General features: G+C 43.8%; 17 protein-coding genes. All 17 read left to right on the forward strand.

All coding sequences use genetic code 11. The annotated features are described in order from the left end of the window. Positions 1–85 precede the first annotated feature (85 nt). The 17 genes from ACPUYX_RS18735 (at position 86) to dxs (ending at position 15,581) form a co-directional block, all read left to right on the forward strand. Entirely contained in the window at positions 86–445 is a 360-nt protein-coding gene (locus tag ACPUYX_RS18735) for a response regulator (RefSeq protein ID WP_426381135.1), read from the forward strand. Between the two features lie 274 nt (positions 446–719). Then, positions 720–2,636, forward strand: a complete 1,917-nt coding sequence (accB, locus tag ACPUYX_RS18740) for an acetyl-CoA carboxylase biotin carboxyl carrier protein (RefSeq protein ID WP_426381136.1) — start codon at positions 720–722, stop codon at positions 2,634–2,636. An 11-nt stretch (positions 2,637–2,647) separates the two neighbouring features. Continuing rightward, complete coding sequence (accC, locus tag ACPUYX_RS18745; RefSeq protein WP_426381137.1) at positions 2,648–3,994, forward strand: acetyl-CoA carboxylase biotin carboxylase subunit; 1,347 nt, start codon at positions 2,648–2,650, stop codon at positions 3,992–3,994. 215 nt (positions 3,995–4,209) lie between these two features. After that, positions 4,210–4,605 (forward strand): Asp23/Gls24 family envelope stress response protein, encoded by a 396-nt coding sequence (locus tag ACPUYX_RS18750; RefSeq protein WP_088226394.1) that lies wholly within the window; start codon positions 4,210–4,212, stop codon positions 4,603–4,605. Between the two features lie 51 nt (positions 4,606–4,656). Then, positions 4,657–5,172: an alkaline shock response membrane anchor protein AmaP gene (gene amaP, locus ACPUYX_RS18755; protein WP_426381138.1), complete on the forward strand. Its 516-nt coding sequence runs from the start codon at positions 4,657–4,659 to the stop codon at positions 5,170–5,172. Then, the gene (locus ACPUYX_RS18760; RefSeq protein WP_426381139.1) at positions 5,169–5,414 is read left to right on the forward strand and encodes a DUF2273 domain-containing protein; all 246 of its coding nucleotides are present in this window, start codon (positions 5,169–5,171) and stop codon (positions 5,412–5,414) included. Before amaP ends, ACPUYX_RS18760 begins: the two co-directional genes overlap by 4 nt. A 15-nt stretch (positions 5,415–5,429) precedes the next feature. Continuing rightward, positions 5,430–5,876 carry a transcription antitermination factor NusB gene (gene nusB, locus ACPUYX_RS18765; protein WP_426381140.1) on the forward strand — a complete coding sequence of 149 codons (447 nt, stop codon included), beginning with the start codon at positions 5,430–5,432 and terminating at the stop codon, positions 5,874–5,876. A 158-nt stretch (positions 5,877–6,034) separates the two neighbouring features. After that, entirely contained in the window at positions 6,035–6,877 is an 843-nt protein-coding gene (locus ACPUYX_RS18770; RefSeq protein ID WP_426381141.1) for a sulfide/dihydroorotate dehydrogenase-like FAD/NAD-binding protein, read from the forward strand. Next, positions 6,877–8,268: an NADPH-dependent glutamate synthase gene (gene gltA / locus ACPUYX_RS18775; RefSeq protein WP_426381142.1), complete on the forward strand. Its 1,392-nt coding sequence runs from the start codon at positions 6,877–6,879 to the stop codon at positions 8,266–8,268. Before ACPUYX_RS18770 ends, gltA begins: the two co-directional genes overlap by 1 nt. A gap of 155 nt (positions 8,269–8,423) precedes the next feature. Next, a complete protein-coding gene (locus ACPUYX_RS18780) occupies positions 8,424–9,275 on the forward strand; it encodes a bifunctional 5,10-methylenetetrahydrofolate dehydrogenase/5,10-methenyltetrahydrofolate cyclohydrolase (RefSeq protein ID WP_088226400.1) in 852 nt (283 codons plus the stop codon). Further along, a complete protein-coding gene (locus ACPUYX_RS18785) occupies positions 9,275–9,910 on the forward strand; it encodes a cyclodeaminase/cyclohydrolase family protein (protein ID WP_426381143.1) in 636 nt (211 codons plus the stop codon). The genes ACPUYX_RS18780 and ACPUYX_RS18785 overlap by 1 nt, the downstream gene beginning before the upstream one ends. 331 nt (positions 9,911–10,241) lie before the next feature. Next, positions 10,242–11,447 carry an exodeoxyribonuclease VII large subunit gene (gene xseA, locus ACPUYX_RS18790; protein ID WP_426381144.1) on the forward strand — a complete coding sequence of 402 codons (1,206 nt, stop codon included), beginning with the start codon at positions 10,242–10,244 and terminating at the stop codon, positions 11,445–11,447. 1 nt (position 11,448) lies between these two features. Continuing rightward, positions 11,449–11,721 carry an exodeoxyribonuclease VII small subunit gene (xseB, locus tag ACPUYX_RS18795; protein WP_426381145.1) on the forward strand — a complete coding sequence of 91 codons (273 nt, stop codon included), beginning with the start codon at positions 11,449–11,451 and terminating at the stop codon, positions 11,719–11,721. A 7-nt stretch (positions 11,722–11,728) separates the two neighbouring features. Beyond that, positions 11,729–12,595 (forward strand): polyprenyl synthetase family protein, encoded by an 867-nt coding sequence (locus ACPUYX_RS18800; protein ID WP_426381146.1) that lies wholly within the window; start codon positions 11,729–11,731, stop codon positions 12,593–12,595. Between the two features lie 14 nt (positions 12,596–12,609). Then, a complete protein-coding gene (locus ACPUYX_RS18805; protein ID WP_426381147.1) occupies positions 12,610–13,050 on the forward strand; it encodes a divergent PAP2 family protein in 441 nt (146 codons plus the stop codon). A gap of 31 nt (positions 13,051–13,081) precedes the next feature. Next, a complete protein-coding gene (locus ACPUYX_RS18810) occupies positions 13,082–13,696 on the forward strand; it encodes a hypothetical protein (RefSeq protein ID WP_426381148.1) in 615 nt (204 codons plus the stop codon). Beyond that, complete coding sequence (gene dxs / locus ACPUYX_RS18815; protein ID WP_426381149.1) at positions 13,671–15,581, forward strand: 1-deoxy-D-xylulose-5-phosphate synthase; 1,911 nt, start codon at positions 13,671–13,673, stop codon at positions 15,579–15,581. The genes ACPUYX_RS18810 and dxs overlap by 26 nt, the downstream gene beginning before the upstream one ends. Positions 15,582–15,598 lie beyond the last annotated feature (17 nt).

The following is a 15,598-nucleotide window of genomic DNA, read 5'->3' on the forward strand; positions in this document are numbered from 1 at the left end:
GAAAATCAACATTGAGCACGAATCTACTATAGATTGGGCTGAAGTCCTTAGGGCTAAAGTCCTGGTTAAAGGAGAGAAACTCCGAATGAAAAGAATCTTAATCGCGGATGATGCTAGCTTTATGCGCTTAATGATCAGCGAAATTCTAGCACGTAAAGGTCTTCCCGAAACCCTGGAAGCTGAAAACGGTTTACAAGCTGTTGAGCTCTTTAGAACTTATAGACCTATATTAACGATCTTGGATATCACCATGCCAGAGCTTGACGGTCTGGCTGCACTTGAGGAAATATTAAAGATTGATCCCTCAGCCAGAGTAATCATTTGTAGTGCTGTTGCCAGTGAAGCTACGGTATCTGATGCCTTGCAGCGGGGAGCGGCAGATTTTGTTTCAAAACCTTTTCGTCCGGATGAACTGTTGCGAATTGTGAAGAAGTATCTTGAATAAAAAAGTATAATGATTAAAAAGCTGGCACTGGTGTGACAGCTTTTTAATGCTGGATCCTGCTGACATAAAGCAGCTGAATTTTTTCCGTTGTGAAGTAAAATACAATATACTTTGCATCCCTGCGTTGAAAATAGCAACGCTGCCCCATATAATAAGACATATGTTTTACTTAGGTAAAGTATCGTCTTAAGCAAGATAAATAAAAATTTATCCCTTCATAAATAATTTCTATTATTGTAATTCGCTTGGGATAAAAGAGAGAGGGGCAACGGCAGTGAAACCGATTAAAATTACAGATACGACACTAAGGGATGCTCATCAAAGCCTATGGGCTACTCGTATGCGTACAGAGGATATGCTGCCGATTTTAGAAGAACTGGACGAGGCAGGGTATTTTTCTTTGGAAGTATGGGGAGGAGCAACCTTTGACGTTTGTCTGCGATTTCTAGGTGAAGATCCTTGGGAACGCCTGCGGGAGATCAAACGTCGCGTTCGTAAGACTCCCTTACAAATGTTGCTTAGGGGGCAGTCCCTGGTAGGTTATCAACACTATCCCGATGATGTGGTACGAGAGTTTGTCTCTCTCAGCGTTAAAAACGGCATCGATATTATTCGGATTTTTGATGCACTTAATGATGTAAGAAATATGGTTGTTCCCATGGAAGCGGCTAAAAAGGCAGGTGCTCATGTTCAAGCATCTGTTGTTTATACCATGAGTCCTGTACACACCATTGATCATTATCTGGAAACTGCCACAGCCCTTGCGGAACTGGGCGCAGATTCCATCTGTATAAAGGATATGGCTGGACTTTTGACGCCCTTTAAAGCTTACGAGTTAGTTTCCCTTCTTAAAAAGAAGCTAGGAATTATGGTTCATCTACACAGCCATTATATTGGTGGAATGGCTGTCGGAGCTTATTTAAAGGCTGCAGAAGCCGGCGTTGATGTCATCGATACGGCGAGTGTCCCTTTAGCTTTTGGAGCAAGCCAGCCACCTGTGGAAACAGTAGTTCGGGCTTTTCAAGATTCAGACTACGACAGCGGTTTAAATCTTAGACATTTGTTCCATATTTCGAAGTACTTCGAAGCTTTGCGTAAAAGCCGTGGTTTTGAACGTGGGATCACACGAATTACAGATATGCGGGTTTTTGAACATCAAGTTCCTGGCGGAATGATCTCGAATTTGGTCTCTCAATTGGAAGAGCAAAGGGCCCTTGACCGTATTCATGACGTATTGGAGGAAATTCCTAAGGTTCGGGCAGAGTTAGGCTTTCCGCCTCTGGTTACCCCTACAAGTCAAATTGTTGGAACTCAGGCTGTATTAAATGTTCTGAGCGGGGCAAGATATAAATTAGTCCCTGGTGAGGTAAAGGCTTATGTTCGTGGCCAATATGGCCGTCCGCCGGCTCCAATGAATCTTGACATTCAGAAAAAAATTATTGGTGACGAGGAACCTATGACTGTGCGTCCTGCAGATAGTTTAGAACCGGGGATGGAAAAAGCCAAACGGGATAGTTTAGGGTTAGCCGATTCCCCGGAGGATGTTATGAGTTTTGCAATGTTTCCTCAAATTGCCAAGAAGTTTTTTGAAGATAAAAAAAAGGGCATTCTTCCTAACAGGGAAATTCAAACCGGAACCAATGTATCTAAGGAAACAAAGGCATCGAGTGAACTATGGAAGACGGGATTATCTAAGGAGGATTTAAAAATGAACTTAAAAGAAATTAAAGAATTAATTAAGATAATCGACGAGACGGAGATAAGTGAGTTAAATCTGGAAAGTGATGGGGTAAAAATAGCGATTCGCAAGGGAGGAAACCCGCAATCTTGTGTCCCGGTTGCTGCACCTGTCCGGCAGGAGGTTAAAACAAGTGCTGCGGTGAGTCCCAATGTCCAGGTTGAGGCAAGCAACGAAGCACCTCTTGTTTCTTCGAATATAGCGAAGCAGGAAAATACAGAAACCATAACCGCTCCCATGGTGGGAACGTTTTATCATGCTTCAGCACCGGATGCAGCCCCTTTTGTTGAAGTAGGACAGCAAATCAGCATCGGTCAGCCCGTTTGTATTATTGAAGCTATGAAATTGATGAATGAAATCGAATCGGAAGTAGAAGGAAAGTTACTTGAAATTCTTGTCGAGAACGGGCAACCGGTAGAATATGGTCAACCACTGTTTATCATTGAGAAATAAGGAGTAAAGGTATGTTTAAAAAAATCCTGGTTGCAAATCGAGGAGAAATTGCCCTTCGTGTCATTAGGGCCTGTCATGAACTGGATATTGAAACGGTCGCTGTGTTTTCTGAAGGAGATCGGGAAGCTTTACACGTGAAGGCCGCAGATGAGGCGGTGTGCGTGGGACCGGTTGCAAGCTCTAAGAGCTATTTGAATATTCCTAATATCATCAGTGCGGCTGAATTAACCGGTGTTGATGCGATTCATCCCGGTTATGGTTTTTTGTCTGAAAACGCTCGTTTTGCCGAGATTTGTGAGTCTTGCGGAATAACCTTTATTGGACCATCCTCGCAAGCCATAGAGATGATGGGCGATAAGGCTATAGCCCGAAAAACTATGATTGATTCAGGAGTACCGGTTGTTCCGGGGTCAAAAGACATTATTAAAGACCTGCGAATGGCCGAAACTGTTGCCGAAAGTATTGGATATCCGGTTTTAATAAAAGCCTCAGCAGGAGGCGGGGGTAAAGGAATGCGAGTTGCTCAGAACGTTAAGGAGCTGAGTAAAGCAATTCAAGCTGCCCAGACTGAGGCTCAAGCGGCTTTTGGCAACTCTGATGTTTATCTGGAAAAATATGTTGAAGAACCCAGACATATTGAAATTCAAATCCTGGGGGATAAATATGGTGAAGTTGTACATCTGGGAGAAAGAGATTGCTCTCTGCAGCGCCGTCACCAGAAGCTCTTGGAAGAATCACCGTCCAGCGCCATAACTCCTGAATTAAGGGCTAAAATGGGTGCGGTTGCTGTGAAAGCTGCCAAATCGGCAAATTACTCCAATGCCGGGACCATTGAATTTTTGCTGGATCGTCATGGTAATTTTTATTTTATCGAAATGAACACCAGGATCCAGGTTGAGCACCCGGTCACAGAACTTGTAACAGGCCTTGATTTGGTGAAAGAACAAATCCGTTTAGCAGCAGGAGAACCATTAGGCTTTACTCAGGCGGATATTGAAATTCGCGGCTGGGCCATTGAGTGCCGAATTAATGCTGAGAATCCAGACAAAAATTTCATGCCATCACCAGGTACTCTGAAACTGTATCATGCTCCCGGAGGGCCGGGAGTTCGGGTAGACAGCGCTGCTTATCAAGGTTATGCAGTCTCCCCTTACTACGATTCTATGGTTGGAAAGCTGATTGTTTGGGGGGCTACCAGACAGGAAGCTATTCAGAGGATGAAACGTGCCCTTGAGGAATTTGTAATTGAAGGAATTCATACCACCATACCATTTCATTTAAAAGTTTTAGAGAACGCCTTTTATCGGCGCGGCGAGGTTTATACGAATTTTATTCAGCGCCGTATTCTTGGAGAATAGGTTAATAGATTTTACAAGTAAAGATGATTTTTAATTGAGGGCATTTTCAAAGATTCAAACATAATCTTTGCCAGAATGCCCTTGATTTGTTATAATAGCAACGATTAGCGGATACTTGGGTTTTATGTTTTAGCTGATCTTATCGCGGTCTTGGGTTAACTCTAACTCGGATTTAAACTTATATGAATATTGATCTATGGTGGGAGGTGTAGATAGTGGAAAGTCTTGAAACGGAGAACTCCCTGGGGTCCATCCGTATCGCTGATGAAGTTGTGGAGGTCATTGCTGGCTTAGCAGCTTCTGAGGTTGAGGGTGTCGTTGGTATGAGCGGAGGTTTTGTAGGGGATCTTGCGCAAATGTTAGGACGAAATAAAAATTTATCCAAAGGGGTTAAAGTCGAGGTTGGCGAACACGAGGTTGCCGTAGATCTCTTTATTGTTGTGGAGTATGGAGTATCGATTCCGGAAGTTGCTTATAAGGTTCAAGAGGCCGTTAAGGATGCCATTGAAAGTATGACAGGACTTAGGGTTGTGGAAGCAAATGTACATGTACAAGGGGTTAACTTTAAACCGGTATCGGAAAGCAAAGAAGAAGACTTCCGTCTGAAGTAGAAAAGGCCCCCCCTGGAATTCCAGGGGGGGTTTCTGAAAGGAGGACGACACTTGTTAGGCTTTATTTTGGGAGTTCTCATGGTTCTGGGGGCATTTTGGATAGTTGCCATGGCCACTGGGTGGGGACTCCCTTATATGTTATTGCTTCAGGGACTCCATTGGCTTAAATGGAATCCCTGGGAGAGCTTAGCGGCAGCCGCTTTCTTACTTATAGGGGGATTGCTCCTGCTTCTTAGGCCGCAAGATAACTCTAATCGTACCTTCCGAACTCCTTCAAGTGGAGGAGAGGTTCGAATTTCCCAGGAAGCCCTTGAAGAGATTATTGCCCGCAGTGCAAAAGCTCTCACTGGTGTTATAGAGGTTCAATCAAAGTTCAGAGAGCGTGAAGCAGGTCTTCAAATTACTGTAGCATGCCAATATGAGCAAGGAGTTTTAATACCTCAGCTGTCTAAAGAACTGAAAGAAAAAGTAAAAGAGGATGTCGAACTATATACCGGAATCAGTGTAACAGAGGTGAAAGTGCTGGTGCGGCGCTTAGAAAAAGCGCGCACGGCACGTGTTCGATGAGTAATTTTTGGCAAGGCATAGGAGAGAAAATCTCTGGGTTTGTCATGTGGGCCTTAGAACATCATCCCGGTAAATTTATTGGAACTGTTAGTGGTTTTGCGTTGGGACTATTAATGGTCACTCTTGGTTTTTGGCGTACAATGATACTCATATTTTTTGTTATTCTGGGATTTATAATAGGTAAACGCCAAGATGATCATCAGGATATTATGACTTGGCTGGAAAAAACAATAAACAAGTAGTAGGAGGAATAATCCTTGAGCCGTAGATTAGCTCGTGAAACGGCATTACAGGTGCTGTTTCAAAAAGACCTGACAAAAGAAACTCTGAAAACTACAGCAGAAGTTGAGCGTTGGGCGGAAGAATTCAAAGTACCGGAGATTAGTAAAACGTTTGCCCAAGAACTTGTCGATGATACAATTGCTCATTTAGAGGAAATTGATAAAACCATTGCTTCCTTTGCTCAAGGATGGGCAATTGGGAGGATGGCCAATGTTGACCGCAATGTCATACGTCTAGCTACCTGTGAGATCCTTTTTCGATCTGATATACCTGGCAGGGTGAGTCTTAATGAAGCCATAGAATTAGCTAAACGCTTTGGAGGGGAAGAGTCCGCGAAGTTTGTCAACGGAATCCTTGATCGCATAGTAGACAGCGTGGCGAAAGGAAATACTAAGGCGACTGATGCTGGATCGTCAAACTAGTTATATTAATTTTTTTATGAGTTTAAATACTTTAATAAATGATTTTTTTATATACGTTTAATCAAGCTATTTTTGAAGGATATTGACTTAAAGATATCGAATAAACAATTAAATATAAAAATATGGGTTAATTACTCTGGACATTGAGGAGGAGTCAAATGTACCGTATTGTAAAGAAAAGACTTTTGGCTCAAGGTATAGCCTTGCTGGAAGTTGAAGCTGCGGCTGTAGCTGCTAAGGTTGAGCCCGGGCAATTTGTAATTGTCCGGGTTGATGAGGTTGGCGAGCGAATTCCGCTGACTGTTATGGATTTTAATCGTGAAAAAGGAACAATTACTATTGTCGTTCAAGATGTAGGATACTCTTCGGCGATCATTACAACAATGAATGAAGGCGATACGTTCCAGGATTTTGTCGGCCCCTTGGGGGTTGCTTCCGAAATTGAAAACTACGGTACTGTTGTATGTATCGGCGGAGGCCTGGGGATCGCTCCGATTCATCCCATTGCTCGGGGATTAAAGGATGCCGGCAATCATGTGATTTCGGTCTTGGGCTCGAGGAGTGCAGATCTCTTGATTTTGGAAGAAGAAATGCGCGCCGTAAGCAATGAGGTAGTCATTGCCACCAATGATGGCAGTGCCGGCGTAAAAGGGTTTGTCACCGATGGTTTAGCAAAAGTGTTAAGCGAAGGGCACAAAGTCGCTGCTATTTGGGCGATTGGTCCAATGATCATGATGAAGGCGGTTGTAGAGTATACACGTCCTTTAGGTATAAAAACTATTGTCAGCATGAATCCAATTATGGTCGATGGAACTGGTATGTGTGGTGCTTGCCGTATCAGTGTTGGCAATGAGACTAAATTCGCTTGTGTCGACGGTCCTGAGTTTGATGGCCATTTGGTTGATTTTGATTTGGCCATGAAACGTCTCGCCTTTTACAAGGACGAGGAAAATCGAGCTAAGGCTCGTTTGGAATGTCATCACGAAGGAGGGCATCATTAATGGCTGCAAACAAAATACCCCGTCACGAAATGCCCTGCCAGGATTCAAAGGTCAGAGCACATAACTTTGAAGAGGTTGCTCTGGGCTATACTAAAGAAATGGCTGTCGAGGAAGCCCAGCGCTGCCTGCAATGTAAAAAGCCTTTATGCCGCACTGGCTGCCCGGTGGAAGTGCTTATTCCGGATTTTATTAAACAAATTGCTGAGGAAAACTTTGAAGAGGCCTCTAGAGTTTTGAAAATTAAAAATTCTTTGCCTGCAGTATGCGGCCGGGTTTGTCCTCAAGAATCCCAGTGCGAGAGTAAATGTATTCTGGGCATAAAAGGGGAACCTGTGGCTATCGGACGTCTTGAGCGTTTTGCAGCAGACTTCGGTATGAAAGCAAAGAAAGCAGAGATGGAAAAAGCTGAACCGAGCGGAAAACGAGTCGCCATTATTGGAGCAGGACCGTCAGGTTTAGCCTGCGCCGGCGATTTAGCGAAAGCGGGACATGCTGTTACGATTTTTGAAGCGTTGCACGTTGCCGGAGGCGTTCTGATGTATGGGATTCCTCAGTTCCGTCTTCCTAAAGATATTGTGCAAACAGAAATTGATACCTTGAAACAGATGGGAGTTGAAATTCTCACCAATCAAGTTGTGGGAAAAGTAACTTCTGTAGATGAACTTATGGCAAACGGCTATGATTCCGTATTTATCGGCACAGGTGCAGGGCTTCCCTATTTTATGAATATCCCCGGAGAAAATCTCAATGGTGTATATTCAGCTAATGAATTTCTGACCAGAACGAATTTAATGAAGGGATATAAATTCCCGGATTATGCAACCCCTGTTAAAGTTGGGAAGAATGTGGCAGTTCTCGGTGCTGGAAACGTGGCCATGGATTCGGCGCGGACAGCGCTGCGTTTAGGTGCAGAAAATGTTTATATCATTTACCGTCGTTCACGTGACGAAATGCCGGCTCGGAAAGAAGAGCTTGAACATGCTGAGGAAGAAGGAATTCAATTCCGTCTTTTGACCAATCCTGTTTCCATCGAAGGAGATGAACGGGGTTGGGTGAAGAGTTTAACTTGCCTGCGTTATGAACTTGGTGAACCTGATGCATCTGGACGGCGGGCTCCGGTCGCTATTTCCGGTTCGGAATTCGAAATCGAAATGGATACTGTCGTCGTAGCGATTGGACAAGGTCCTAATCCATTAGTTACAACATCGACGCCTGGATTAGAATTAAATAAACGCGGTAATATTGTCGCAGATCCAGAAACCCTAATGACTTCGAAACCTGGTGTTTTCGCCGGCGGAGATATTGTTACAGGTGCAGCGACAGTTATTCTGGCCATGGGTGCCGGTAAAAAGGCCGCTGCCGGTATTGATGCTTACCTAAAAACGAAATAATACAAAATTTAGGCTGAATTTTGTTGGGCAAACGAATTCAGCCTAAATTCGCCTAAAAAGATTCAGTTTTTTTATAATATTACAACTAATAAGCTCGAATTAACTTGTGAAGTGCGAAGCAAGGCCTAGCCAAAATTATGAGAGGAGTGTGTCAATTGGCTCAACTACTAGATGGAAAAGCAGTAGCAAAAGTTCTGAAGGAAGAAATTCGTGAGGAGATCGTTCAGTGGAAAGAGAAAGGTATCCAACCAAAGCTCGCTGTAATCTTAGTTGGAGATGATCCGGCATCCGTAGTTTATGCTCGGTCAAAGCAAAAAGTCAGTGAAAGTCTGGGTATGGCCTTCGAATTATTCGTTATGCCTGGCAGTACGCCTGAAGCCGAAGTTCTGGCTCAGATTGAAAAACTTAACCAAGATCAGAATGTTCATGGGATAATGATTGAGCTTCCTCTTCCCAAAGGTATTGCCAAAGAAAAGGTCATGGCAGCTGTTCGACCGGATAAAGATGTTGATGGGGTTCACCCGATTAATCGAGGTTACATTTTAAGTGGTGAGGAAGGACTGTTCCCCGCTACTCCTCAGAGTTGTATTGAACTGCTTGTCCGTTCGGGTGTACAAATTGCAGGCAAGCATGTGGTCATCGTCGGCCGCGGAGAAACAGTTGGAAAGCCTTTAGTATTCTTAATTTTAAAGCATAACGCTACGGTAACTATTTGCCATTCTAAAACTCCTGATCTTGGGGCCTTTACCCGTCAGGCTGATATTGTCATTGCTGCAGTCGGACGTGCTAAATTAATTAAGAAAGATATGATTAAACAAGGTGCCATTGTTGTTGACGCAGGAATTAACGAAACTCCGGAGGGAATTTGCGGAGACGTGGATTTTGAGGCTGTCAAAGAGGTAGCTGACTTGATTTCTCCTGTTCCCGGCGGAGTTGGCTCTTTAACAACGGCTTTGATCATGCGCAATGTTCTTAAAGGAATTGTCTTGCAAGGAGGTAAGCGATAGTGGACTCAAATCAAATCTGGCAATGGACAACAGAGGATTTTTTAACGGTATCTGCTAGTTCTTCCCCAACACCGGGCGGAGGGAGTGTTTCTGCCTATGTTGGAGCCCTTGCTGCTTCCATGACATGTATGGTCGCTAATCTGACCATTGGCAAGGAAAAATATAAAGAGGTTGAGCCAAAGGTAAAAGAGATTTTGGCACAGGCGGAAATGGTTCTGGACCTCTTAAAAAAAGGACTCAGTCAAGATATAGCCGAGTTCTCAAATTTTATGGCGGTATTAAAATTACCAAAGGGTACTGAAGAAGAAAAAGCGATGAGGGCTAATAAGCTGCAGGAAGTGTTGGTTTCAGCTACCGATACACCATTGGGAATTGCCCAAAATTGTTTTAAAGTTTTGCAATTAGCTCAAGAATTAGCGCCAATCGGGAATAAAGGAGCCATTAGTGATGTAGGGGTCGCTGCTTATTTGGCGGAAAACGCCCTTAAATCGGCGATGCTAAGTGTTGATATTAATCTGCCTCAGATAAAAGATCAGACATACCAAGAACGGGTCAAGGCCGAACGGACTCGGTTATTTGAACAGGCTGCCGCAATTTGTGCAGAAACAGTTGCCGTAGTACAAAGCAGACTTTAATATCATCAGCCGCCTATGACTGACCAATAATGATTAGCTATGAATTTTATGGGTGGGTAAGGAAATTCGTTGAGGCTGTTGCATAACGAATATGTATACTTATTTATAAACAAAACCATGCATTTAAGTGGATGATTTAAACCACTATTTATGCATGGTTTTGTTTTAAGAAGGGCGCTTATGGATTTTATAAATGGCCACTTTGGTGATGGTAAGATCCAATAAATACGTAGGCATTTAGTTTTGAACTAAACTTCTCTTTCCGGGCGCGGTCCGGAAAGCTTGACTCGATCCACTTTTTTAATGGTATAATGATTTTGAGGTGAAGGTTGTGCCCAAAATATGGTCGGTATCCGAACTTGTGGGTCAAATCAGTCAAGTTCTTCAGGAACAAAAAGATTTTCAAAATTGTTGGATCAGCGGAGAACTTTCGAACTTTAAGAATCATCGTGCCTCCGGGCATTGGTATTTCACCTTGAAGGATGAGTTTTCCAGTCTTAAAGCGGTTATGTTTAAAAGCCGTTCTGAAAGAGTTCGTTTTGCCCCGTCAGATGGATTGAAAGTTCTGGTACGCGGTAATCTGCGCATTTATGATCGTGAGGGAACGGTACAATTTTATGTTGAGGAAATGGAACCAAGTGGTCTAGGACAACTCTACTTAGCCTTTGAGCAGCTTAAAAAAAAGCTGGCCGCAGAGGGATTATTTGACCCGGTGCGAAAGAAAAAGATTCCTGCTTATCCTCGCAGTATTGGGATTGTAACAAGCCCAACAGGAGCAGTTATTCGAGATATACTCAATGTTATGGGGCGTCGTCATCCAAATCTTTCATGGATTTTGGCGCCTACTGCTGTGCAAGGTGAATTGGCGCCGCAAGAAATTGCCCAAGCAATCGCCCGGCTAAACCGTTCAGAAGCAGTCGACGTTATTATTATCGGGCGAGGCGGCGGGTCTCTCGAGGAATTGTGGGCTTTCAACACGGAAATTGTTGCAAGGTCAATAGCGGCCTCCAGAATACCCATTATCTCGGCAGTTGGGCATGAGACTGATGTAACTATATCTGATTACGTGGCAGATCTAAGAGCTCCAACTCCCTCGGCGGCGGCTGAACTGGCTGTTCCCATACTGGGTGATTTACAGCTTCAAGTAGAGCAATTGCGGACTCGCTTGAAGAATGGCTTAGAAGCGCAAATTGAACGCAAACGCCAACAGCTTGCGGGGATTGCTAATAAGGGTCCGCTTAAGGATCCGTTCTGGAGAATTGATCAGAATCGCCAGCGTTTGGATAGCCTTCATATGCGTCTTCAGGAAGGCATGACTAGATTTGTCAACGATAAAAATGGTATACTAAATTTGTTGGCGGCAAAATTGGATTTACTAAGTCCGTTAGCGATCTTAGGCCGAGGATATTCCCTGGCCTATAATGAAGAAGGAAAACTTCTTCGTTCGGCTGCGAATGTCGAGTTACTGGAACAGATTCGTGTTCATCTAAGTGAAGGACGGCTGGTCTGCAAGGTAACTGAGAAGGAGATTGAATAATATGAATGAAGAGCTTCTCAATTTTGATATATCAGAAGAAAGAGACGCTATTTCTTTGGAAACCGGATTTGAACGATTAGAATCCCTTGTTAAGGCTCTTGAACAGAAAGACCTTCCTTTAGAAAACGCTTTGAACTATTTTAAAGTTGGTGTTGCTCTCGTCCAACATTGTTCCAGGGTGCTAAATCAGGCGGAGAAACAAATGCAGGTTTTACTTGAAGACCCTGATGGACAACTACAGTTTCAGCCCATCAGTTTTGATGTGAAAGGATGAGAGAGTAGTGTTCCAGGAAACCTTTCAACAGTATATAACCATGATTGAGAAATATCTTGCGCAAATGCCCTGGGGCAAGGATAAACTAAGTGAAAGCATGTCCTATTCTCTGGTTGGAGGAGGTAAACGTATCCGACCAGTTTTAGCTTTAGCTTCGGCCAAGGCAGTGGGAGGAGATCCGGAAAAGATTTTACCCGCTGCTATAGCTCTGGAGTTAATTCATACGTATTCTCTCATTCATGATGATTTACCGGCAATGGATAATGATGACTATAGAAGGGGAAGATTATCTAATCATAAGGTTTTTGGTGAGGCTAATGCAATTTTAGCAGGGGATGGGTTGTTAACCTATGCCTTTGAATTTCTCGCCGATCCGGTTCTCTGTCAACCCGAAAGGCAGCTTCGAGTTATCCGTGAAGTGGCTGTTGCAGCGGGAAAAAACGGTATGGTGGGAGGACAAGTTTTAGATATTGCAGGTGAAGGGAAAAACCTTTCTTTGGCGGAACTCGAAGAAATACATAAAGCGAAGACGGGTGCGTTATTGACAGTCTCCGCTCGTCTTGGCGGTATATTAGCAGGAGGCACTGAAGAGCAGATTGAGGCCTTAACCAATTATGCTCAATCCTTAGGGCTGGCCTTTCAAATAAAAGATGATATTTTAGATGTAACCGGAGACAGTGAGACCCTTGGTAAACCTGCAGGCAGTGACCAACGTCAAGAGAAAGCAACTTACGTCTCGATATTGGGCCTTGAAGAAGCGAAATGTCAGCTGCATGCTCAAATTCAAAGAGCTCAATCTGCCTTAAAACTATTGGCTAACGGGGCAGGGTTTCTTGGCGATCTTGCTGTTTATATCGAACAACGTCAGCATTGAAAGAGGGTGCTACCATGCCCATTTTTCCAGGGATTTTTTATAACGCGATACTTGTTTCTGCAGTAACGGCTTGGCTTGTTGCCCAACTTTTAAAAGTTGTTATAAACCTAATTGTGGCAGGTGAATTCAACCTTCAACTTATATTGAGTTCTGGAGGATTTCCAAGTTCTCATTCAGCAACGGTCAGTGCCTTAGCTTTGGGAATCGGGAAATATTATGGATGGAATTCTCCTATTTTTGCAGTCTCTGCTGTTTACGGAATGGTTGTTTTATATGATGCTGCGGGAGTCAGGCGAGCAGCCGGCAAACAAGCAGAAGTTCTTAATCAACTGGTTGAGCGATTGTCCCAAGGGTCAGATCTGGCCCAAGACCGATTAAAAGAATTAATTGGACATACACCCTTAGAGGTCTTTGGCGGTGTTCTCGTAGGAATTATTGTGGGACTTTTAATCTGATCAGACGTATATTGAGGAGGTTTACGGAACGTTGGCAGTTCGCAAACGTAAAAGCTTGAAGCATCTAAGCCTTGTTTTCATTGGGAGCTTTCTTATTGCAGCCGCTGTTGGGGTCAGTTCAGAGTTATTAATGCGCAAAACCTCATCCTTATGGGTTGCAGCCTTCTTGCTTTTAACCGTAATTGGAGTGCATATTGTTTTTGATATTATAGGGATTGCTGCCACCGCTGCTCAGGAAGCTCCTCATCATGCCAGAGCTGCCAACCGTGTCCAAGGTGCACGCCAAGCGGTGTTTCTTGTACGGCATGCAGACTTGGTAGCCAATATGGCGAATGATGTCGTGGGGGATGTTACAGGAACCTTAAGCGGAGTGATGGCAGCGGCAATTGTTATAGATATAGTCCGGTTATATCCGAATTTAGGAACGAAAGAAATTTGGTTAACGACGATTATCCTGGCCTTGGTGGCGTCAATAACTGTCACCGGTAAAGCAATAGGTAAGTCTCTGGCTATCCAAGAAGCGAATACAATTATTGCCTGGGTCGGGAGTGTTATTGCTGCTTTCGAACGAATTACGGGTTGGAATCTGACCGGAGCGAATAAACGGGGGGGCAAAAAGGATGGGACTACTCGAAAAAATCCATGAACCAAATGATTTGGGCTCGTTGGATTTGGCCGAGCTTAACACTCTGGCTCAAGAGATTCGAAAACATATGATTGATGTGATCTCTAAAAATGGCGGGCATTTAGCACCTAACCTTGGAGTCGTTGAATTGACAATAGCATTGCATAGGGTATTTGACAGCCCTAAGGACAAGATTGTCTGGGATGTCGGCCATCAAACCTATGTTCATAAGTTATTAACGGGTCGTTATGATCAATTTTCTACGATACGTCAATATCAAGGTATCTCGGGTTTTCCCAAACGCTCCGAAAGCGTACATGATTGCTTTGAAACAGGTCATTCCAGTACCTCTATCTCGGCAGCGGTTGGTTTTGCAAAGGCTCGCGACATTCTGGGGAAACATCATCATGTGGTCGCAGTAATTGGAGATGGGGCTATGACCGGCGGGATGGCTTACGAGGCCTTAAATCATGCTGGCCATAATGAAACAAACATTATTGTCGTTCTCAATGACAATGAGATGTCCATTTCACCAAATGTCGGAGCAATGTCTTCCTATCTCAACCGTTTAAGAACGGATCCTCTTTATGACAAGCGCAAGGAAGAAATTGAGGAGTTATTGAAACGTATTCCCAAAATTGGGTCGAAAGTTGCCAAAATGGTTGCTAAAGCAAAAGACAGCCTGAAATATTTGCTGGTTCCCGGCTTGCTTTTTGAGGAATTAGGGTTTACCTATTTGGGCCCAATTGATGGTCATGATCAGGCTTTATTAGAAGAAGTTCTCGATCAGGCCAAGCATAAAAATGGCCCTGTCCTTGTTCATGTTGTAACCTGCAAAGGAAAAGGATTTAAACCAGCTGAAGAGAACCCTGATGTATTTCATGGTGTGGCTCCCTTTGATCCGGAAACAGGTAAGATTATAAAAAAATCTGCACCGCCAACCTATACAGCAATTTTTGGGGATACTCTCTGTCGATTAGCGAAGGATGACCCTGAAATTGTGGCCATAAGTGCTGCCATGCCGAGTGGGACGGGTTTAAAGACTTTTGCGGAAATGTTTCCTGAACGTTTTTTTGACGTAGGAATTGCAGAACAACATGCTGTAACGTTTGCCGCTGGCTTGGCTTTCGGGGGACTTAAACCGGTCGTTGCCATTTATTCGACATTCTATCAGCGAGCCTATGATCAGGTTCTCCATGATGTTTGCCTGCAAAATGCCCCCGTTGTCTTAGCTATTGATCGGGCAGGAGTCGTAGGTGATGATGGGCCAACACATCACGGCGTTTTTGATATTTCCTTTTTGAGGATTATTCCTAACCTCATTCTCATGGCTCCTAAGGATGAGGATGAATTGCGCCATATGCTTTTTACGGCCTTGAAGTATGATGGCCCGGTTGCTTTGCGTTACCCGAGATCGGCGGGACAAGGAGTTTCCTTAACGGAACCATTGCATGAGATTCCCATCGGTAAGGGAGAAGTGTTGCGAGACGGCAACGATGTGACATTGATCGGAATTGGTCCTACGGTAAATATTTGTCTATCAGCTGCGCAAGAATTGCGTCATAGAGGCATTGAGGCTGCGGTAATCAATTTGCGCTTTATTAATCCTCTTGATCGCGAATTGATCTTATCCTATGCCCAAAAAACCGAAAATTTTGTTACAATTGAAGACCATGTCTTAAAAGGTGGTATGGGCAGCGCTATTCTTGAACTTTTAGAAGAAGAAGGAATCCAAGGGGTTAACGTTGAACGTCTTGGATATACTGGTTTTGTGGAACAGGGATCAATTCCTCAGCTGCATATGTCTCAAGGATTATCTGTTAAAGGAATTATCCAAGCAATAGATCGTTTGAAAATAGTTGGATCTATCACCCAATCTCCGGATAGAGTGTCTACCGGCAAATGAAGGGGCGAAAAGAAAGT

This window comes from Desulfosporosinus sp. SYSU MS00001 (genome assembly GCF_049943955.1).
Classification (GTDB): Bacteria; Bacillota; Desulfitobacteriia; order Desulfitobacteriales; family Desulfitobacteriaceae; genus Desulfosporosinus.